The organism is Amazonocrinis nigriterrae CENA67, from assembly GCF_016056305.1.
GTDB classification, from domain to species: domain Bacteria; phylum Cyanobacteriota; class Cyanobacteriia; order Cyanobacteriales; family Nostocaceae; genus Amazonocrinis; species Amazonocrinis nigriterrae.
Genome location: NZ_JAECZC010000012.1, coordinates 74,073 through 94,530, shown reverse-complemented (window position 1 = coordinate 94,530; position 20,458 = coordinate 74,073). Strand labels below are relative to the sequence as shown.

Below are 20,458 nucleotides of genomic sequence, written 5' to 3'. Positions count from 1 at the left end.
AACTTGGGTATGGAAGTAATGCACGAGCGCAATGCTCACAACTTCCCCTTAGACTTGGCTGCTGGTGATGTTGCTCCTGTTGCACTAACTGCTCCTGCGATTAACGGTTAATTCTTCTAGCCACGTCTAATCAATTAAATAGCGCTCTCCCAATTGGGGGGGCGCTTTTTGGTGTCAGTATTGGTCTTAGACTTCTTGCATAAATCTTTTTTTGTCTCGCGCAAAGGCGCAAAGGCGCAAAGTCAGCCAGTAGGGTGCGTTATAGCGAAGGGTAACGCACCGAGATAAATGGTGGATTACCGCCTTTGCTTTCCCTACTTAATATTGTGTTTGTAAATAGCCTGTTAATTATTTTCACTGCTGACAATTTTGATTACATTTACGGACTTGCGCCCACACTTCAAAAGGTGAATTCTGATTAGATTTAGCTATCTGTTGTACTTGGAATATGACTAGCTGATCTCCTGGTTGAAGTTTCTGAAGTAACTCTGACGAAGGAGGTTTTTCTTTCCTCAAATCTATCTCGTATTTAACCGTAACTACTGACTTTCGTGATGGAATAACAGGAGGATCAATAAAAGGTTCAATCAGTGGCTCTTCAGTAGTCAAGCTACTTGATGTATTGTTAATTTTACCTATCAATATCCAGCCAGTAGAATTTAATATTTCTGTTTTAGGTAAAATATTAGTAGTAGGACGAGGTTCTGATATGTTACTTTGTTGAGAATTAGAGTAGATCCAGATAGCACCTACTAATACAATGATTCCTAAGCCGGAAAATGTGGCTGTTTGCGTATTTTTTGAAGCCTTGCTAGAGGTAGAATTGACCATTTTTTTAGCTTCTTCCCGGATACCTTGAGCAATATTTTTAAAAGCTTTATCACGGGACTTCCAGTCACTCACAGGTTTGTTGCCTTTGGTGTCTTTGGGTAGTGCTTGAAGCTTGCCAAACGGTGTATTAATCCAATGAATAGAGTCAAGAATTATAGGGATAACTGTCGCTTTTTCAGCATTATGCAGTTCCATTGCTTGTTTGAATTCAGCATTAGTATTGCCTTCATTATTATGGCAATAACCCGAAGCTATAAAATTTTCACTTACAAGCAACAAAATTATATCAGATGTATTTAAGCGATCATCTACTTGATAGTGCCATTCTTTTTCTGGCCCAATTTTTCGGTAATAGCAGTCAGTAATAACCTCTTCTTTCTTCAAAATCTCCAGGCTTTCTTTTAGTTTATGTTGTAATGTTTGATCTTCGTGGGCATAGGCACAAAACAGTTGAAGAGGTTTAGGAGATTTAGATTGCACGGACATAACCTTATTACTGAATTGCAGTACATCATTAATATCATCCTGACTGCTCAGTTTTATGCAAATCTACCATTTCCACCTATGAAGCGATCGCGCAAAGGCTAGACCCCTGACTTCTTCTAGAAACAGGGTTATAAATTTGGTGGAAAGTGAAATTTGTATTTAATTTTAGCAATGCCAAACTATGAATACTTGAAACACTGCAATTTCAAAAATTGTATATCTAGCAACACCAACTTTATATTAAATAGGAATTACGCACTCATGACGAAAAACTAAGCTTTTGCGATTACAACGCTAAGCTCGTAATGACGTAAAATCGTAGTCCGTGCGTAATTCATGTTAAGAAGCCCAAAAGCTAGTTAGCTGGAAACTACGCCAATTGCGCGCGTCTGTCGGTAAACCATCTGCATTAGTGGCTCCTCAAGACCTGACTGCCTCATTGTTGTAGCAACTGGCATCAAGTGCTGTCCATCTTGCACGCTACCTTACCACAACGTTGGCTATCGATACTAGCGATTTGATACGATTAACGAAATAGGCGATCGCCTACGACTCAACCAAGTGCGATCGCACTCTTGAGAAAATTGGCAAAAATACTATGGCAAAGCGTAAAAAAAGCAATCTCCAGTGGATTAAAGAAACGCTTGAACTAAAACCTGACCACCGCTGGGAATCTCCATCAGGCTACAAAATTTTTGTTGCAGACCGGGGTGCTGTTCGCTTCAATGTTCCTCAAGATTGGGTTTTTGAGCCACAAGAAAAATCCTTCAAGTTCCTCGATAAAAAACCACCCAACGATGATTGCTGTCTAGAAGTATCTTTTAATCGTCTGCCACCCAATGATTGGAGTTTGTTTCCGCTAAAACCCACTTTAAAGAAAATTATGGAAGACGATAGTCGCAACGTCATTGCCAAGGGAGAAATTATCACCGTCAAGCGCCAAACCGCCAGAATTGTCTGGACAGAGATCAAGTTTATTGACACTCAAGAAGAACCACGAGAAGCATTTTCACGGACTTGCATTGGTTTGGGGTCAAATGTTCAGTGCTTGATTACATTCGATTATTGGGCAGATCAAGCAGAACAGCTGACACCTCATTGGGATGAAGTGATGCGATCGCTTACACTAGGGTTATATATCCGTGACCCAATGACTGGTTTGGCTTTCCCAGATTAAACCACAAGCTGGTTGGCTGTTAACGATTGGGTAAAAGCACAAAACTGGCTCTAATGAACACAAGTATGGTACTCACTATCATCCTTCTAATCATGTTTGTAGGCGCATATTTCTTTGTCTTATATCCCAATCAAAAGATACAGCAAATCAAAAGTAACTTGGTGGTGGAAGTTGATGGGGCAGAAACTCGTTATCAAAATTTACCTTTAGGAAAGTTATGTTTAAGCTCATCCTACCCCTGGAGGGAGTAGTATGAGAGCAGGGCATGGGGCATTGGGTATACTTTTTAAAGTAGTTTTGAGTTTTTCACTTATCTGACCTATCAATCTAAAATCTAATTTTTTGTAAAGTCCGCAAATTGCAATTTTCCAGGGTGCAAAAGTATATGAACCGACACCAAAAATAGAAAAACGAGGATTTTGCTGATAAATCTTGCTTTTTCTTTTGTTTAAGTATTGTGCATGTGTCTCAAGATAGTTCCAAGTTTTAGGAGCAAAATCTTTGATGTATACGGTAGATTCACCAACAAATCTCTTGAAAATGTAGCAGCTTCTGAACATAGGGCTTCTACAGTTAAAATGGTCATGGATAAAGCAAAAAGAATTGAAATATTAACTTGGAATTACAGCAGAAGCTTGATTGTTAAACTCAAAATTCTCACTTTTCAAGTAATTTAACTACACCACTTCCTACTTAACGCCACTTGAACGGACTGCCATCAAGTGGCTCCTTCCTACTACTCTCAAAGTCAACGACTAACTGCTGGTTTTGAACGCTGCTGTTGATAAAAACCAAGAACTTTTTGCACATAAGCAGCAGTAAAGCCGCTGTTACAGCCTGTATAGTTACCAGTCATCCACCAACAAGCTACAGCACGCACAGATGCAGTTTCATTATTGCTAGTAGCGGCAAATTGCTTATTTAACTCACGGCGGGTAATACAAGATATAACAGAGCGTGCTGTCACAGGACTATTTTCAAATTGTGTCGGTGTTAATTCTCGTTTCAGGCAATATTTCGACCAGCCTTTGAGAGTTTCTGGTTTGACTTGCCATTGACTGTAAAGTCCATCGTTTTGGATGCCTGTTTGTGGTGCAGCCTGTCGTAGTGCTTCCACCATTGCCGCTACTTGGGTATCAGAAACTACCTGTTGTGCTTGAGCTAGCAATGACGGTAGTCCAAAACTGACAACCACTCCACAGAGTAGTAATGGTATGGCATTTTTCCTCATAAATATCTGTATTCACAAACGACAAACTAATAATAATACCATGTCCGCTTAATTAGTCACTATTCTTGTATCCGTGCAGAATCCTGAAAACCCTTTTCCCTAATCTCCAACGCCACTTGCAAGAGGGCGAGGTTACCTCCTACCCTTGGATATGACGCTCTTAAGCACAAAACGTGCAATTAACTGAAGCGTCGATTTAGCTGACGAATAATTAGACGTTGTTCTCCTTGTTTCCCTGTTCTAGAATATCTTGATAAATTACCGATTCTTTCATGATATCCTCCCTTAAAATCTGTGTTCGATTTTTATACCTTGACATGACGCTATTTTTGTGAATGAGTAAATACTTGATCATCATTGTCGAATGCGATCGCCATCTCTTCTCTACCTCTCCATCCATCACATTTTTCAACATTTCCATCCCCGTGAGGGGTAAGAGATTTCAAACTTGGTTTTATTTATATAAGCTGCGATACTCCCAAGGATTGATAAACTTAGCATCACTCCAAACCCCAAGTTTTTGCTGCTTCGCTTCAGCTTCGGCTTGTTGCACTAAATCTTTGCTGGGACATTTATTTAAATAGGGGCGATACACTTTTGCTAACCCTTCCCGCAACAAAACTTGTTGTACAAAAGTACCATCCTTTAAACGGATTTCTGCCACTTTTCTACCATAGCGATCGCTATCTGTAATATTCAACTTGACGCGATCGCCTCCTTGTTGCACCAATTGCTGTACCCTTTGTTGCGCCTTCACTCCCCAGCTAAACTGATTGCGATCGCTAGCGCTTTTACTATTTTTTTCTTTATTGGAATGAGGTATTTCCGGTGCATCCATACAAGCAAAGCGCACAGTGAATTTATTGCCTTGAGAATCTTTCACTGCTAAAGTATCGCCATCACTAACTCGTTCAACTAAGTCACCAGAAACACCAAAAAATCGCTCACAGCCCATCAAACCCAAAATAATGATAGCTATGCCCAGCCAGATAAGTATATGCTTAGTTAACTTTTCCATCCAATCTCACCAAAATACCTCCCACGCATGATATTAGCAAATCGTTGTTTAGCATAGAGAATGAAAATAACTAATTCTCCATCTTCACAATGAACTTTTTAACTTACCTCATGCATCTAGCGGGTTCGGGTGCCATTGCTTATTACTCAGCCAGTCAAATCCGTGATTTAAAAACCCGTCCCAACGTCCTTGCAGGGTTTCAATTGGCAGAGTCTGGTTCTGTACCGTTCTTGTCTGCACTGAGCGATCGCGCAGTTGCTGAAGGTGATACATGGCTAGCAGAAAAACTGGCAAAACATGCTTTAGATGAAACTAGGCATGGTCAAATATTTGCCCACGCTTTGAAGCAACTGAATAAACAAGTTATAGATTTCAAAAGTCAACCCGAAACAACATCTACAAGTAAATCAAAACAACAGCGCAGTCCCTTCTTTGTCGCCTACTTTGAGGGTTACTCTGCTGAACAGCTAAAACCTGCTGCCATTGACTGGGATGTGTTTATGGCCAGCACTTACATTCTAGAGTTGGATGCAAGCAAAGACTTTACCCGCATGGCGAATGTATTACCCGATCATGAGCCAACCAGCCGCAACTTGAAGTTAGGCATGTTAAGTATTGCTCAAGATGAAACCGGTCATGCTGCTTATCTATATGAAGCGATGATGCGACGGATGTCTGCTAGCCAAGTCCAGCAACTAGTCGATGAATGGCGCACCCGCAAGGTAAACGCTATGTTAGCCATGATTAGTGGTATCCTCCAGCGCAACGGCCAAACCCGTTCTCTAGTCCAGGATGGCCCCCCATCTGAAAATAATTCTGAGTTGATGGTTGCTTAACTTGATGAGGGGGATGAGGGGGATTTTATACCGTTTCACTTTAAAGTTGATACATTTAGGCAAGCAGGGGAACTCGGGGCCCCCACGACCGAAGGGAGTGGGGATTAGGGGTAACAGGGGAGCAGAGGGGCAGAGGGGCAGGGGAGCAGGGGAGAAAAAATTTGTATCAGATTTTTCGTGAAATGGTGTTACTCCCTTATCTTCTGTGTACAAATCTTTTTATGTGCTTATCTTAACTGTCTCTTAAACTAATTAATATCTTCTGAATCTAAATCGAAGCCTGATTTGTATTTGCTATGTTTAAAAAGCATCAAGTAATCTTACCAGGTATACCGGGGTTAAAACGGTTGCTGTCTTACCAGCGAGCATGGTTGCTCCCTGATATACTGGCGGGTGTAACAGTAGCAGCTTACTTAATTCCGCAGTGCATGGCTTATGGGGAATTAGCAGGGGTGCAACCTGTAGTAGGATTGTGGGCAATTCTGCCGCCAATGATTATTTATGCTTTATTGGGATCTTCACCTCAACTATCGGTAGGGCCAGAATCGACAACGGCGGTAATGACGGCGGCAGCGATCGCTCCTTTAGTCGCATCTAATGGTAGTAATTATGCAAGTCTGGCTTCTGTACTAGCTTTCATGGTCGGGATTGTATGCATAATTGGCTACATTGCCCGCTTGGGATTTCTCGCAGACCTGCTATCCAAACCGATTCTAGTTGGTTATATGGCAGGGGTTGCCGTAATTATGATTACAGGGCAACTAGGTAAAATTGGTGGCATTAAAATTGAAGCAAATACTGTTTTTGGGGAAGTGGGTGAATTCTTCAGCAAGCTAGATCAAATTCATCAGCCAACCCTGATTTTAGCAGCTATAGTCTTAGCTTTTTTATTCATCATTCAGCGTCGCTTTCCAACTGCGCCTGGGCCTTTGTTAGCGGTTTTACTAGCAACGGCTAGCGTAGCGTTATTCCATCTCGAGCAACAAGGGGTGGCGGTAGTCAAAGAGATTCCAGCGGGCTTACCTCATTTGACTTTACCGAAATTATCGACTCAGGAGTTATCAACACTCGTCGCTTCTGCGATTGGCATTGCAATTGTCGGCTATTCAGATAATGTACTCACAGCAAGGGCATTTGCTAGTCGTAATCACTACAAAATTGACGCAAATCAAGAACTATTAGCGCTAGGCACCTCAAATCTAGGAAACGGATTGATGCAAGGTTTTCCAATTAGTAGTAGCGGTAGCCGCACTGCGATCGCAGACTCATTAGGAAGCAAAAGCCAGGCGTTCTCTTTAGTTGCTCTGGTTATAGTTATCTTGGTGTTATTATTCCTACGTCCCTTGCTGGCAGAGTTTCCGAAAGCTGCATTGGGGGCAATTGTGATCTATGCAGCTACCAAACTGATTGAAATTCCAGAATTTCTCAGATTGACACAATTTCGACGCAGTGAGTTATTCTTGGCTGTAGCCACAATCGTTGGAGTTCTATTCACAGATATTTTGGTTGGTGTTGGTATTGCAGTGGGTTTATCTGTGATTGATTTATTTGCCAGGGTAGCACGACCACACGATGCAGTTTTAGGTGAAGTGCCAGATTTACCAGGTTTACACGACATTGAAGATTGGGAAGGAGCCAAAACTATCCCAGGTTTAGTAATTTATCGATATGACGCTCCGCTTTGCTTTGCCAATGTAGAACATTTCAAACGAAGGGCATTGTCAGCAATTGAGGCAGAAAAAACTCCCGTAGAGTGGTTTGTGCTAAACACAGAAGCTATTGTTGAAGTTGATATCACTGCCATTGACGCATTAGCACAATTGCATAGCGAACTAGCCGCTAAAGGTATTACCTTTGCCATGACACGAGTCAAACAGGATCTTTACAAACAACTAAAGCGATCGCAGCTTTTACAAAAGATTGGCTCTGAACATATTTATTTTACTTTGCATACTGCCCTTGCCGCTTTTCAAGCCCGCGATCGCCATTTCAACGAACAGTCTACTCAAAGCGAATAAAAAACTCCATTCCCTTGTGGATGGAGTTTTTGGGCATATTGAATAATCCCAATTCCCAATTCCCGACCTCCACAGATATCATAAGTGTTTAAACGGACGTGATATAACGGCTATTTGTTAACTGGGTATTTTTTCATTAACTCCTTGACTTGAGCCGTTACCAGAGGGTGTGAATCTTTTTGCAATTTGGGTAAAAGTTCTAGCAAGACACGGTGTGATACCACACTCAGATATGCGATCGCTGCTTCTCGGACAAAGCCAGTAGGATGGCGTAGCGAGACTAAAATTTCGTCGGTTGTTAATCGGATGCGGCTAACTAAAGCAACATGAAAGCAGCAAGCTAAACACCAGTCAGAAAGTAAATTACCTAATGTCAGCAACCGACGCAGGCGATCGCTAATTGCCATCGGTCGATATTCTAACAACCCCGCTTCTGCCAGATAATGCAGTTTTTCTTGGTGCGATCGCTGGTCTAAAATATTCAACAGCAAAGATTTGGTGGGTAAATTCACGGTATGCTCTAAAATTTCTAATCCCCGCGCCAAGTTTGTCACTGACTGCGATCGCAAATTAAATGCTGCTGCCTGCATCTTTTCTGGAGAATAAAGTAGTCTCAATAGTAACAGTATCCGTTCCTTAACATCGAATTCTAATTCTTGAAGTGCGCGTTGTAATAACTCACAGACAATCACAACTCTTTGATTTGATTGATAATTTTTGAGAGTTTGTTGTGCTTGCAAGTCAATGTCAGCAGCATAAATCTCACCTAAAAACCTTAATTCCTGCTCAATTAACGTTTCTACCCGACTGTGCTGAAAGCTATCTAATGCACTAATAGCTTCTGGTTGTTTCTGTATTTTTAGTAAGCTGCGAAGAATATGATATCTAGTAGCCCCCCAAGATGTTTCCAAGTGCAGCCATAAAGACTCCTTCGCTTCTAGAGTAGAGATTTGAGCAATAGTTCGCCAGGCATACACTCGGACAATTTCGGGTTTGTAAGTATTATTAGCCAGTTGCAACAGCATTTCTAAAGCTTCATTTTCTAATCGAATCAAAGCACGTATAGCTGTCGTGCGAGTTGACTTATAGTAAAGTGCCCCTAGCAAAGCCGAATAGTACTCTTCTAAACGGGTAGCCGCAATCATTTCCAATACTGCACAGCGCACCCGTAAAGACTCATCTTGCAACAAATGTGGGATATGAATCCGTAGGGCCTGTAAATAAATCGCTTCTCTGAGGGCTTTGACTCCATTTACCCGTTCTCGTTCATGTTTATGAGTTAGCATCCGGCGCATAGTTTTGGTAGCTGCTACCTTTTGTATGGGTGTTCCCTGACGTAAAATTAAAGCAGCGGCGGTAGCACGAATCAATGAATGGTGTCGTGCTTGTAGGTAGTCTTCCAGTTGGCTCAAATTAGGATTAGGTTCAGCCAGCCAAACGTAACGCAGGGCTAAGGCAAAAACTTCAGGATCAACAGTTTCTTCGGGCTGTTGTAACAAAGAACGTACTTCCAGCACATAAACAGAATTTGCGCCTCCCATCAGCATCACCTCCAAACTTTGACGCTGCAAATCTGGGGGTAACTTAATTAACAGAGGTGCTAAAACTTGGGCTGCACCTTGGGGATCAATTTGGGCTAAAAGTTCAATACATGAGTGTTTATCTGCGGTGCTACCTGTTTCTCCTAAAGCTTTGACTACCCCCTGTTTGAAGACCCGTAGACCGACATTAGCCGCACTGAGTTCACCTCGTTCCGCACTCAAGACTAACAAATCAACATAGCGCGATCGCAATACCCAAACTACTTTTAAACAGGCAGCAGCTATTACTACTGTTTCTGCCATTAATATCCACTGTTGTAGTGATTTAGGCACAAACTGCCCGCACAAAAATAAAGTTACAAGAATAATCATTCCTGTAAACCCTGTGGCGATGGCTTCGGCAGTTCCTCCAGATAATGTTTGTGTACGGCTGCGAATGCGTTCAGGGATTGGTTGGTATAGCACTGGGCTGCTGCTGACCACAAATGTGTAACGCAGAAGTTCATCACAGAATTTCAGAACTACTAGCCCCCAAAACAAGCTTTGCGATTGCATTGCTGGGATTAAATTGAGTAGGGCGATCGCTCCTGGAACGACAAAGCCTACAATGATGGGTAAAAGGGCGGCAGTGAAGAACACTCCTATACGTTCGATTAGTCGGCTGGAGACAAACCACTGAGTTCCTAACTCACACAGTCCCACAATGCCACCAAATAGGCCTAAGAAACTGGCGAGTTCTTGATCGCCTAAATTCCCCTTCAGTTCTTGGAGATATTGAAAATCTACCAATAGCCCAATCACTTGCAAAAAACCAACAAAGGCAAACAGTTGCAATGTATAGCGCTTAATGGGGGCTTGCAGGCGGCGATGTCGAGAGGCTTGTTCTTGGGGAATTAGTCGTTGTGGGGCATCAGGAAAAGCTGCTTGATACTGATGGCTTAAATAGGATAGGATTCCCGCCCCCAAGATAATCACTCCACAAGCGATAATGAGGACTCTATTGAGCTGGGCAAATTGTAGTAGCCAAGGCAAACTAAAGCCGCTGATTACATCTGCCACCAACACACCACTACTAACCAATGGGTAAGTACGTTTAATCTCACGAATGTTGAATAGTTGGTTAGCAACAATCGAGGTGTTGAGGTCATTGACTACATAAAGTGCATCTACCCATAGCCGCATCAGAAATACGATGATTACAGACAAGTAGGAAAAATTGCTTCCCCAACGCAACAACACCAATAACATCAATGGTGCGACCATACAGGGGGCGATCGCCACAATTACCCAGCGCAAAGGGAAAATCTTTTGCAGCCAAGAATAGACAAAAACTATTCCTGCACCCATTGCTGCACTGGCAATGTACATCAAAGGCAGTGAACCAGCTCCATATTCGTCTAAAAACATGGCGACTGTACTGTCCTCTGCCCACCGTAATCCTACCGAGACAGTTGTATAGAAGGCAAACATGAGCCAAGTGCGATCGCCTTCTTCAGGCCGTAGATTCACCCACTGTAGCAGTCGTGCCAAAGTGTCTCTATTTGGAGCAAACGAGTAATTTTTTAGTTCCATGCAGTCTTACTTTCCGGCGGCACCGCATAACGTGAGTGAAGCAGGGGATCTGTTGAGCAGGGGAGATGGGGGAGCAGGGGGAGATGAGGGAGAATAAATAAGCAATGCCCAATTCCCAATGCCCCATTCCCAATTCCCAATTCCCAATTCCCCAGAAATAACAAAAGTCCTGAGCAACTGAGTATTATTTTTCCCACTCAGCGCTCAGGACTATCAGTTTTGTATAAATTTCAACGATTGGGGGATCGTTGCAAACTTTTCAGTTGTGATTATGCTTGGTGTCTAGAAAATCTAGAGATTACTTTTTAGGTGAAATCAGCATCATCATGTTTCTGCCTTCTTTTTTAGGCGCTTGCTGCACTTCACCAAACGGCTCCAGATCAGTTGCCATGCGCTTGAGCAGATCTTCTGCCAAATCACTGTGTTGAATTTCTCGACCCCGGAACATCACAGTTGCTTTGACTTTATCACCATCTTTAAGAAAGCGCTCTGCTTGCTTGACACGCACGTTATAGTCGTGTTCCTCTATTTTGTAGCGCATCTTCACTTCCTTGACATCAGCTGTGTGCTGCTTTTTCCGGGCTTCCCGCGCCTTCTTCTCTTGCTCAAACTTGTATTTACCATAGTCCATGATCCGACAAACCGGCGGGTCAGCCTTGTCACTCAAAAGCACCAAGTCTAGCTCTTTTTCTTCAGCTAGTTGTAGTGCTTCTTGTGGAGTTATGATTCCCAGCTGCGAGCCATCGGTATCAATGACTCGAATTTTCGGGAAGCGGATACGTTCGTTAATTTGGGGCAGATCGCGAGTTCTTTTCTTCTCAATCACAGGCATTATGATTATTGGGAGCTCTTTAGTTAAGTATGTAGATTGGACTTGATTGACTTGGTTTTGTTTGGGATGCCTCAGAAGCACAGTACTTAAAAATAACTGAGGACTTCAAAATGAGTGTATAGTTCTAGGGTAGCTAATTCATGAGCAGTTAGTGGTTGTTGTATTTGTCATTCTACTCACTCTTAGAGAATTTCTCTGCAATAGTTAATCTAAATTACACAACCTAGACAAGCGTTAAATATTGTAACAATTATTTTTGTTGTCAGTTGTCAGTGGTGAGTCAGTGTGGTCTTGGGGGTTCTCCCCCAATCCCCACTCACGAGCGGTCGTGGGGGCCCCGAGTCCCCCATGAACAACTGACGTTAGCGCAGCGTTAGCGACGCAGGAGCGTCACCCGTAAGGGTCAGTTGTCAGTTGTCAGTGGTCAGTGGTTAGTTGTTTTCCCCATTCCCCATTGCCCCTTATCCCCAGAGGGAACCCCGAGTTCCCCATTCCCCATTCCCCATTCCCAATTCCCAATTCCCTATATTGGAATTAGACTAATGCTTAATGAATCGGAGGAAGGGGTGACCAATACGTTACACTGGCAGCAACGGGTTGGTAATCAAAGGGACTGGGTGTGGCGGGGCTGGCAAACTCGCTATACTTACATCCGACCTGCCAAAGACCAGGAAAAAACAACACCTATAATCTTGCTACACGGGTTTGGTGCTTCTATTGGTCATTGGCGACATAATTTAGAGGTGTTAGGCGAACACCACACAATCTACGCCTTAGATATGCTGGGTTTTGGTGCTTCTGAAAAAGCGCCGATAAATTACAGTATAGAACTGTGGGTAGAACAGGTGTACGACTTTTGGAAAGCCTTTATCCGTCAGCCAGCAGTGCTAGTGGGGAATTCCAATGGTTCACTGATTTCTTTAGCGGCTGCCTCTGCCCATCCGGATATGGTGCAAGGTATTGTAATGATGAGTCTGCCCGACCCGTCGCTAGAACAAGAAGCTATTCCTGCTGTTTTGCGACCTGTGGTCAAAGCCATCAAAAATATAGTTGCTTCCCCAATTTTGTTGAAACCAGTGTTTCACTTCGTGCGCCGACCTAACATCCTGCGTCGCTGGGCCAGCCTTGCTTATGCTAATCCAGAGGCAATTACTGATGAACTCATAGAGATTTTAGCTGGCCCTCCCCAAGACCGTGGTTCTGCCCGTGCTTTTAGTGCCTTGTTCAAAGCTGCGATCGCTGTTAACTTTAGTCCCAGTGTCAAGGCAGTGTTACCAACCTTAACAATCCCGATGCTATTAATTTGGGGGCAAAAAGACCGATTTGTCCCACCCATACTTGCTAATAGATTTACTCAGTACAACGAAAAATTACAATTACTGAAGTTAGAGGATGTGGGGCATTGTCCCCACGATGAATGCCCAGAACAAGTTAACCAAGCTATTTTAGAGTGGATTAATCAAAAAGTGCTGAATGCTGAGTGAGGAGTTAAAAGTTAGGAGTTAGGAGTTAAAACTTATTTCTCCCTCATCTCCCTCATCCCCCCTGCACCCCTGCTCAAAAGCTGCCTTCAACACTAGCCGATGGTAACTTGGTTAGTGTCTACATCTGTAGCACCATTAACCGATCGCGCCACAGATGTCATTTTGTTGAGAATGTCTTGGCTGGGAACTTTGCCTTTCAGTACTACAGTACTGCCTGTTTGAGCAACCCAGAGGGTATTAACATCGTCCAGTTGTTGGTCTTGATCAAAGGCCAAAGCTACCCGTTTGGCTAAACCACTTTGGTCATATTCTCCGTTTAATCCTAGACGTTCTGGCGGAATTGATTGAGTAGCGGTAGTAGCAGCTTGCGGTACTGGTTGGGGAGTGGGATTTACTTGTGCATCTTGAGGTTTTTCTAAACCAAAAAGTCTTTTTAACCAACCCATAAACACTTCCTTGTATCAAAGATTCATAACATCTAAGCATAAGTGTTTTACAGACAATCAACATCTGCCGTGGAAAAGATATGCACTCACGCCAGACTCTACTTTCAGATTTGTAGATAACTTCTCTGTAGAAAGTGTAATGAGTGCAGAGATTAAGTTTACAATAGGAGATCAAACTCACAATTTAGCAATTTAAAGCAGTACGTGTAGGGCAAACATCAGCTAGTGTTTACATTAGTGAAATGTTGCCTGAGCCTGTGTTGGCGAACATGAAACATACCCTTTCAGTTCTTGTAGAAGATGAGGCGGGTGTTCTGTCCCGCATCTCTAGTTTATTTGCCCGTCGCGGCTTCAATATAGAAAGCCTTGCTGTTGGCCCCGCTGAGCAGGGAGGAGTTTCGCGCATTACTATGGTTGTACCTGGTGACGATCGCGTCATCGAACAACTCACTAAGCAACTCTATAAGCTGGTCAACGTCCTCAAAGTACAGGACATTACTGAAACTCCTTGTGTAGAGCGAGAATTGATGCTCCTGAAGGTGAACGCTACTAGCAGCAACCGCTCAGAAGTGATCGAACTGGCTCAGATTTTCCGGGCGCGAGTTGTGGATGTAGCAGAAGATTCTCTAACCCTGGAAGTTGTTGGAGACCCTGGTAAGATGGTGGCGATCGTCCAGGTGCTACAAAAATTTGGTCTGAGGGAAATAGCCCGCACTGGCAAAATTGCCCTAACTCGTGAGTCGGGTGTTAATACTGAGTTACTCAAGTCTTTACAAGCAAAGGTTAGTTAAAGGACGCGTAGACACGCAGCGGTGAGGTGGCGCTCAAAGATAGCGTTTCCTTACCTAGGGAACTGTAGACCTCTTACCAAGAGGTCTATTATTATCTCAATAAATCATGAAGGATAATTCCTCAAATAATAAGTCTTAGATAAGATTTCATTGGCTATTTTCCCTTAAGCAAAAGGTATTAGTACACCCCTATTTCAAAAAAATTTTCTATTTGCTGTAAAAACTTAGGGATATAAACTGGGGTGAAAGTCAAATTTTTAAATTGTAAAAATAGTTACTATAGCAATTTGGTTTAGGTTACCAATAAAGCCTATATATTGTCTACAAAATTTAGCTTTTAACTTGAGTATAACCTATTGGATAAAGCTGTAGATATACTAGCAGAAATCTTGAAAAAAAATTAATTTTTAATACCAGTGTATGTCAATCCTTTTTGAGATTTTTCTCTACTCAAGAAAAAATGACAAATTGGCGTGACATCAGCAGTAAAAAGCTGCTACAAAATTTATGGTTGTATACAATAGTAATAACACTACGGCAGGTCATAGCATTAACAAGTTGATTACCTGGCTTGAAGTGTTAGGTTCTCAAAACGAGATGTATATCACTCGTACAGCAAAAATATGTTATTGCTCAAAATGAGATTTTTCAATAATAGATCAACTCAATTTTGACAAATACCATATTTGAACTATGACCAATTACAAAGGTCTTTTTATGAAAGGGTGCATTGTTTCATATGATATCTGTTTTACGGAAGATGATAATGGCATCACTGATTGGCGAAACAAACAATCGAAACTCTTATGTGATGTTCGCTACGATAACGCATTAGTTCTAATGAATGATTTTTGAATCTATCAATTACCCGTAAGTTTCAAGGAAAAGGGTAAAAGTTAAAAAATTCCTTCATTCCAGTTAAGTATCAATACAAGTATTTCCAAAGATCAAGGTATTGCGTTGGTCTGGAAAATCATTCTCTCCAGCATTGACACTCAGAGATATATATGTTACCTGACGATTGCTGACTTTTTACAGTATCTGTTAACTCTGTTAAAAATAGGGTATCAAAGTGTGGATTGGTAAGAGTATATGAGGAATTGGAAAAGTTACCAAATCCAAATTGAATAAAAATAATTATCCAATTCACCCCACAATCATATACTTTTATACTCTTGTCAATATCTCGTGATTAGTCAAGACAATTGTTGTATTTAGCTGAATATCCATTGTTTGATAGAAGTTAAATACCTTTAGTAATAGGTAATTTATGCTGATTGATTCTCCACTATATTAATTTTGAAACCAAACAACGTTTAGCTTGCTTGGGTAAATTTTAGTGGAATTGAGTTTAATTAAAAATGCCGTGCTTAATTTACCTCAAAATAGGTATTTCATAAAACAAAATTGACGTACTAATATTATTCAAAGCTATCAACTTTCATTTAATAGCTTTGAATAATGGTAAATTATTCGTAATTGAGATAATTCTGTAGATTGACATGGAGGTCTTTACAGTTGTGAATCTCTTATCCTTTACTCTTCACAAAATCGTTAAACAAGTGATTAATCGTTTATTGGGTAAATTGCTGAAGCTGAGAAATAGACATTTGTTTATTTGTGATATGATTGTTTTTTCAATCACACCATTCTTAGCTTTGCTTCTGCGTTTAGATGGCAATGTTGAGCCTCAAGAATATATCTTAGAATTAGGAATCGCAACAATACTGTTTTTAGCAGTCAAACTAACAGTATTTTGGAATTATGGTTTTTATAAGCGTTACTGGCGCTATGCCAGTATTGAAGAACTGATATATATAGCTATGTTAATGGTGGGTGCGGTAGCTATCCAAACCATGCTATTTGAGGGAATTGATAATACATTGTATCCAGTTATTGAAACATTGCCGCGATCGCTACCACTTCTTGATGGGTTACTTTCTTGTATTTTCATTGGCGCACTGCGTTTCAGTTTTCGGGTTGTAGAAAGAGTCAACCAACGGCAATTAGTATTTAAACCACAGGAACGAGTTCTAATTGTTGGTGCTGGTAGTGCGGGAGTATCCCTAATTCAAGAAATGCAAAGAAATCCCCAGCTAGGGTTTCACCCTATTGCTTTCATTGACGACGATCCTCGGAAATTAAATGTATCCATTCGTGGGATTATTGTAGTAGGCGATCGCTACAAAATTCCTGATGTTGTCCAATCTCTACATATCCAGAAAGTGATCATTGCCATGCCTACAGTTACTGGTAAAGTCATTCGAGAAATCGTCGATATTTGCAAAGCTACTGGAGTCCAAACTAGCACCTTACCTGGAATACATGAAATTCTCAATGGTCGTGTGCGGGTAGATAGTATTCGGGATGTCAGGATAGAAGACTTACTCAGACGAGAACCCATACAGACAGAGATTGAACGAGTATCTCAATTTCTCAACGGTAAAACAGTATTAATCACAGGTTCAGGTGGGTCAATTGGTAGTGAACTTTGTCGTCAAATATTCAAATGCCATCCTGCCAAAATCATACTGATTGGACATGGAGAAAATTCTGTATTTAGCATTCAACAAGAACTAGAACAACTTGTCCAACTACTCAAAAAAGATGGCACATCCCTGAGAAACATTCCTCATATTTACACTTTTATTGCTGATATTCGGTTTAAGTCTAGATTAAAACATGCTTTTGAGCGATTTCAACCAGATGTGATTTTTCATGCTGCGGCTCATAAGCACGTCCCCCTAATGGAATTAAATCCACCAGAAGCAATTACCAATAATGTGATTGGTACAAAAAACCTACTAGAACTCGCACTAGAATACGATGTCAAACATTTTGTCATGATATCCACTGACAAAGCAGTTAATCCTACCAATATTATGGGAGCTAGTAAAAGAGTTGCCGAAATGTTAGTTTTGCAAGCTGCTAAAGAAAGTGGAAATCATTATGTTGCTGTGCGTTTTGGCAATGTTTTGGGTAGTCGTGGTAGTGTAGTTCCGACTTTCAAAAAACAAATTGCCACAGGTGGGCCAGTAACCGTTACCCATCCCGATATCTGTCGTTATTTCATGACTATTCCCGAAGCAGTTCAACTTGTTTTACAAGCAACAGTCCTTGGTCGTGGTGGTGAAGTTTTAATGCTGAATATGGGTGAACCTGTAAAAATTGTTGACCTAGCCGAAGAACTAATTCGCCTTTCGGGGTATGAAGTCAACAAAGACATTGACATTGTATTTACAGGTTTAAGACCTGGAGAAAAGTTATTTGAGGAACTTTTTGTTGAAGGTGAAGAGTATGAACCGACCCAACATAAAAAGCTATTAGTTGTCAAAAATGCCAGCCGAATTATTCCAGATAACCTAGCTATAACTGTAGAACAATTATGTACGGTAGCAGCTAAAAATGATGCAAATTCTATCTTATTTTTGCTAGCACAAGTAGTAGCAGGATACAAACCAAAATATTTAGAAAATAATCTGGCAATACACGCCACAACAAATAGTGTAGTTCTCACAAATTCAAATATAAATGTTTTGGCAAAAGGCACAATCAGTTAGACATAGGGGAGCAGGGGAAGCAGGGGAGCAGGGAAAGATGAGGAAGAATAAATAACCAATTCCCAATTCCCAATTCCCAATTCCCAATTCTCAATGCCCAATTCCCAATTCCCAATTAAGTGTATGCAAGAAAGTAAGGCACTAACACTACGTCGCAACTTTTCCTGGACATTCATTGGTAATGCTGTTTATGCAGGTTGTCAGTGGGGAATGCTTGTAGTTTTGGCTAAACTCGGTAGTCCAGAGATGGTAGGGCAATTTACCTTGGGACTGGCGGTAACAGCTCCCGTTATTATGTTTACAAATCTCCAACTACGAACTGTCCAAGCAACAGATGCCAAAAAACAGTATTTTTTCAGCGATTATCTAGGTTTAAGACTAACCTCGGTAGCCTTAGCACTGCTGATTATTGTAGTCATCAGTTTATCAGGAGGATATCGGTGGGAAACATCTCTAGTTATTTTATTAATTGGTTTGGCAAAGACATTTGAGTCTATTAGCGACGTATTTTATGGGTTAATTCAGCAGCACGAACGCATGGATAGAATTGCAGTGTCGCTGATGATTAAGGGTTCTCTATCACTGCTACTACTAGGCATTGGAGTATATATATCCGGTAGTGTTTTGTGGGGTGCAGTTGGGTTAGTTTTTGCTTGGGCTATTGTGTTGTTTAGTTATGACATTGGTAGTGGTCTGTTAATACTCAAGCAGAGGTCAAAATTACAACCATCTTGGCAGCTGAAGACTCTCACAAACTTGGTATGGCTTTGTTTGCCTTTAGGATTTGTGATGATGCTAATTTCACTCAATACCAATATTCCTCGCTACTTTATTGAGCATTATTTGGGGGAGAGAGAACTAGGAATTTTTGCAGCTTTAGCCTATTTGATGGTGGCAGGAGGTATGGTAGTGAGTGCTTTAGGGCAGTCAGCTAGCCCTAGACTAGCCAAGTATTATGCAGTAGGAAATTACATAGCTTTTCGCACACTCTTACTCAAGTTGGTAGGAATAGCTGCTTTATTAGGTGGAACTGGTGTCTTAATAGCTGTAATTGGTGGACGGCATGTCCTGACTTTTTTATATAGACCTGAATATGCTGAACAGACCAATCTATTTACTTGGTTGATGGTTGTTGCTGGCATTAACTACATATCGTCTTTCTTAGGGTATGGAATGACGGCTGCTAGGTACTTTCGGATTCAAATGCCTTTGTTTAGTACTGTAGTAACTATCTCAGCCATAGCTTGTCTATGGTTGCTACCAAGAATGGGATTGATAGGAGCAGCGATCGCACTAATTATCGCAGCAATTGTACAAGTCGTTTTCAGTTCAGTAGTAATTATTCATGCTCTGCATAAACACCCCCAATCTATTAAATTAATTGAAAATAAGTAATATCTTTTAAGCAAGGATAAACCACTATGGTAATTAAAAGGATTTTAGTCACAGGTGCTAGTGAATATATAAATCGCCGTCAAGGTTTATTTCAAGCAATGTCTTTATACTTTGAGCGTGTAGAATGTCTGCCATCGGGTGAATTATTTCAATTCAAAGTATTAGATATACTAGCTAGAGGCTATTACAACAAAATCTTAGAACGTATTTCACCTAATACAGCTGATAGATTTGCGAAAAATCAAAAGACGTTTATCACTAGATCACGTAATACAGAGCGTAAAATTAGGCAACTAGAATATGTTCCAGATTTAGTATTTCATGTCTTTTGTATGTTTTGCCCCTTTTGGGATAAATTTGATATCCCTTATGTGATTTATTTAGATTACACGATGGGTTTAGCTAAAAAAAATTGGTCTCCTTGGGCACCTTTTAAGGACGAAAAAGAATTTACTGATTGGTTAGACTGTGAAAAAGTAGCTTATCAACAAGCTACTCATATTTTTACTTTGGGTAATATTGTCAAGAAATCCTTGATAGAAGACTATGGAATCCAATCTGAAAAAATTACTGTTGTTGGTTCTTCAAGTCGTTCTCAAAAACTTTATCAAGGAGAAAAGAGTTTCGGGAGCAAGCAAATTTTATTTAATGGTTCAGAATTTGAAAGAAAGGGTGGAAGCTTGGTTTTAGCAGCATTTAGGCAGGTAAAAAAAGTATTACCTGAAGCCAAATTAGTAATTATCGGCGAAAAATTAGCGATCCGTGAAAATGGTGTTGAGAATCCGGGATATATTTCATCAGCAGATGAAAAGCAAAATCTTTTTCTCAAATCAGATTTAGTAGTAGCACCTGCTTATTGTGAACCTTATGGTTTGTTTTTAGTAGAAGCTTTCAATTATGGAGTTCCCTGCATTGTTTCAGATAATGATGGGATGCCAGACATTGTTGATGATGGAGTAAATGGTATTGTGATTCCAGAACCGACTGCTGATATTTTGGCTGTAAAAATTATCAATTTACTGAGTAATATTTCTATGTTAAAAGCTATGTCATTAAATGCACAACACAAAGTCAAAACTCAATTAAACTGGGATGTAATAGGTAAGAAAGTATCGCAAGTATTAGCTACCATCAGTTAGTAATAAAAAATTAGGTTAATGATAACTAGATACTTATTCTTATCTTGAGCTAAAGCTAAATTAACGAAAAAACGAACCCCCAATACCCTACTGGCTCACCA

At 40.9% G+C, this 20,458-nt stretch carries 17 protein-coding genes and 1 pseudogene; 10 read left to right on the top strand and 8 right to left on the bottom strand.

Features of this window, described 5'->3' with window-relative positions:
• Positions 1 to 111: photosystem II protein D1 (locus tag I8748_RS09540; RefSeq protein ID WP_198124317.1), on the top strand; the 111-nt coding region annotated here is incomplete at its 5' end.
• Positions 112 to 354: 243 nt separating this feature from the next.
• Here the strand turns inward: I8748_RS09540 and I8748_RS09535 are convergent.
• Positions 355 to 1,317, bottom strand: a complete 963-nt coding sequence (locus I8748_RS09535; RefSeq protein ID WP_198124318.1) for a toll/interleukin-1 receptor domain-containing protein — start codon at positions 1,315 to 1,317, stop codon at positions 355 to 357.
• A gap of 598 nt (positions 1,318 to 1,915) precedes the next feature.
• On the opposite strand from I8748_RS09535, the gene I8748_RS09530 reads away from it, so the two are divergent.
• Together I8748_RS09530 and I8748_RS34560 are read left to right on the top strand one after the other, a co-directional pair.
• Positions 1,916 to 2,494 (top strand): hypothetical protein, encoded by a 579-nt coding sequence (locus tag I8748_RS09530; protein WP_198124319.1) that lies wholly within the window; start codon positions 1,916 to 1,918, stop codon positions 2,492 to 2,494.
• A 92-nt stretch (positions 2,495 to 2,586) separates the two neighbouring features.
• Positions 2,587 to 2,745 carry a hypothetical protein gene (locus I8748_RS34560; RefSeq protein WP_214662486.1) on the top strand — a complete coding sequence of 53 codons (159 nt, stop codon included), beginning with the start codon at positions 2,587 to 2,589 and terminating at the stop codon, positions 2,743 to 2,745.
• A gap of 51 nt (positions 2,746 to 2,796) precedes the next feature.
• Here the strand turns inward: I8748_RS34560 and I8748_RS35015 are convergent.
• The 4 genes and pseudogenes from I8748_RS35015 to I8748_RS09510 form a co-directional block, all read right to left on the bottom strand.
• Positions 2,797 to 3,024: pseudogene (locus I8748_RS35015) on the bottom strand (SAM-dependent methyltransferase); the annotation flags it as partial.
• 218 nt (positions 3,025 to 3,242) lie between these two features.
• Positions 3,243 to 3,725 (bottom strand): hypothetical protein, encoded by a 483-nt coding sequence (locus I8748_RS09520; protein WP_198124320.1) that lies wholly within the window; start codon positions 3,723 to 3,725, stop codon positions 3,243 to 3,245.
• A gap of 211 nt (positions 3,726 to 3,936) precedes the next feature.
• Positions 3,937 to 4,140 carry a hypothetical protein gene (locus I8748_RS09515; protein WP_198124348.1) on the bottom strand — a complete coding sequence of 68 codons (204 nt, stop codon included), beginning with the start codon at positions 4,138 to 4,140 and terminating at the stop codon, positions 3,937 to 3,939.
• A 39-nt stretch (positions 4,141 to 4,179) separates the two neighbouring features.
• Positions 4,180 to 4,743 (bottom strand): thermonuclease family protein, encoded by a 564-nt coding sequence (locus tag I8748_RS09510; RefSeq protein ID WP_198124321.1) that lies wholly within the window; start codon positions 4,741 to 4,743, stop codon positions 4,180 to 4,182.
• 89 nt (positions 4,744 to 4,832) lie between these two features.
• Here I8748_RS09510 and I8748_RS09505 point away from each other — a divergent pair, with 89 nt between their 5' ends.
• Together I8748_RS09505 and I8748_RS09500 are read left to right on the top strand one after the other, a co-directional pair.
• Complete coding sequence (locus I8748_RS09505) at positions 4,833 to 5,579, top strand: ferritin-like domain-containing protein (protein WP_198124322.1); 747 nt, start codon at positions 4,833 to 4,835, stop codon at positions 5,577 to 5,579.
• Between the two features lie 296 nt (positions 5,580 to 5,875).
• Positions 5,876 to 7,597 (top strand): SulP family inorganic anion transporter, encoded by a 1,722-nt coding sequence (locus I8748_RS09500; protein ID WP_198124323.1) that lies wholly within the window; start codon positions 5,876 to 5,878, stop codon positions 7,595 to 7,597.
• A 110-nt stretch (positions 7,598 to 7,707) separates the two neighbouring features.
• Here the strand turns inward: I8748_RS09500 and I8748_RS09495 are convergent, their stop codons facing one another.
• Both I8748_RS09495 and infC read right to left on the bottom strand, forming a co-directional pair.
• Positions 7,708 to 10,710: an MFS transporter gene (locus I8748_RS09495; RefSeq protein ID WP_198124324.1), complete on the bottom strand. Its 3,003-nt coding sequence runs from the start codon at positions 10,708 to 10,710 to the stop codon at positions 7,708 to 7,710.
• Between the two features lie 298 nt (positions 10,711 to 11,008).
• On the bottom strand, positions 11,009 to 11,542 hold the full coding sequence (infC, locus tag I8748_RS09490; RefSeq protein ID WP_015111888.1) for a translation initiation factor IF-3: 534 nt from the start codon (positions 11,540 to 11,542) through the stop codon (positions 11,009 to 11,011).
• A gap of 566 nt (positions 11,543 to 12,108) precedes the next feature.
• On the opposite strand from infC, the gene I8748_RS09485 reads away from it, so the two are divergent.
• A complete protein-coding gene (locus I8748_RS09485) occupies positions 12,109 to 13,026 on the top strand; it encodes an alpha/beta fold hydrolase (RefSeq protein WP_198124345.1) in 918 nt (305 codons plus the stop codon).
• Positions 13,027 to 13,118: 92 nt separating this feature from the next.
• Here the strand turns inward: I8748_RS09485 and I8748_RS09480 are convergent, their stop codons facing one another.
• Positions 13,119 to 13,472 carry a BON domain-containing protein gene (locus tag I8748_RS09480; protein WP_198124325.1) on the bottom strand — a complete coding sequence of 118 codons (354 nt, stop codon included), beginning with the start codon at positions 13,470 to 13,472 and terminating at the stop codon, positions 13,119 to 13,121.
• Positions 13,473 to 13,741: 269 nt separating this feature from the next.
• Here I8748_RS09480 and ilvN point away from each other — a divergent pair, with 269 nt between their 5' ends.
• From ilvN to I8748_RS09460, 4 genes are all read left to right on the top strand, one after another.
• The gene (ilvN, locus tag I8748_RS09475) at positions 13,742 to 14,263 is read left to right on the top strand and encodes an acetolactate synthase small subunit (RefSeq protein ID WP_096560378.1); all 522 of its coding nucleotides are present in this window, start codon (positions 13,742 to 13,744) and stop codon (positions 14,261 to 14,263) included.
• A 1,520-nt stretch (positions 14,264 to 15,783) separates the two neighbouring features.
• The gene (locus tag I8748_RS09470; RefSeq protein ID WP_198124346.1) at positions 15,784 to 17,823 is read left to right on the top strand and encodes a polysaccharide biosynthesis protein; all 2,040 of its coding nucleotides are present in this window, start codon (positions 15,784 to 15,786) and stop codon (positions 17,821 to 17,823) included.
• Positions 17,824 to 17,946: 123 nt separating this feature from the next.
• On the top strand, positions 17,947 to 19,218 hold the full coding sequence (locus tag I8748_RS09465) for a lipopolysaccharide biosynthesis protein (RefSeq protein WP_198124326.1): 1,272 nt from the start codon (positions 17,947 to 17,949) through the stop codon (positions 19,216 to 19,218).
• Positions 19,219 to 19,244: 26 nt separating this feature from the next.
• Entirely contained in the window at positions 19,245 to 20,357 is a 1,113-nt protein-coding gene (locus tag I8748_RS09460; RefSeq protein ID WP_198124327.1) for a glycosyltransferase family 4 protein, read from the top strand.
• Positions 20,358 to 20,458: the final 101 nt, after the last annotated feature.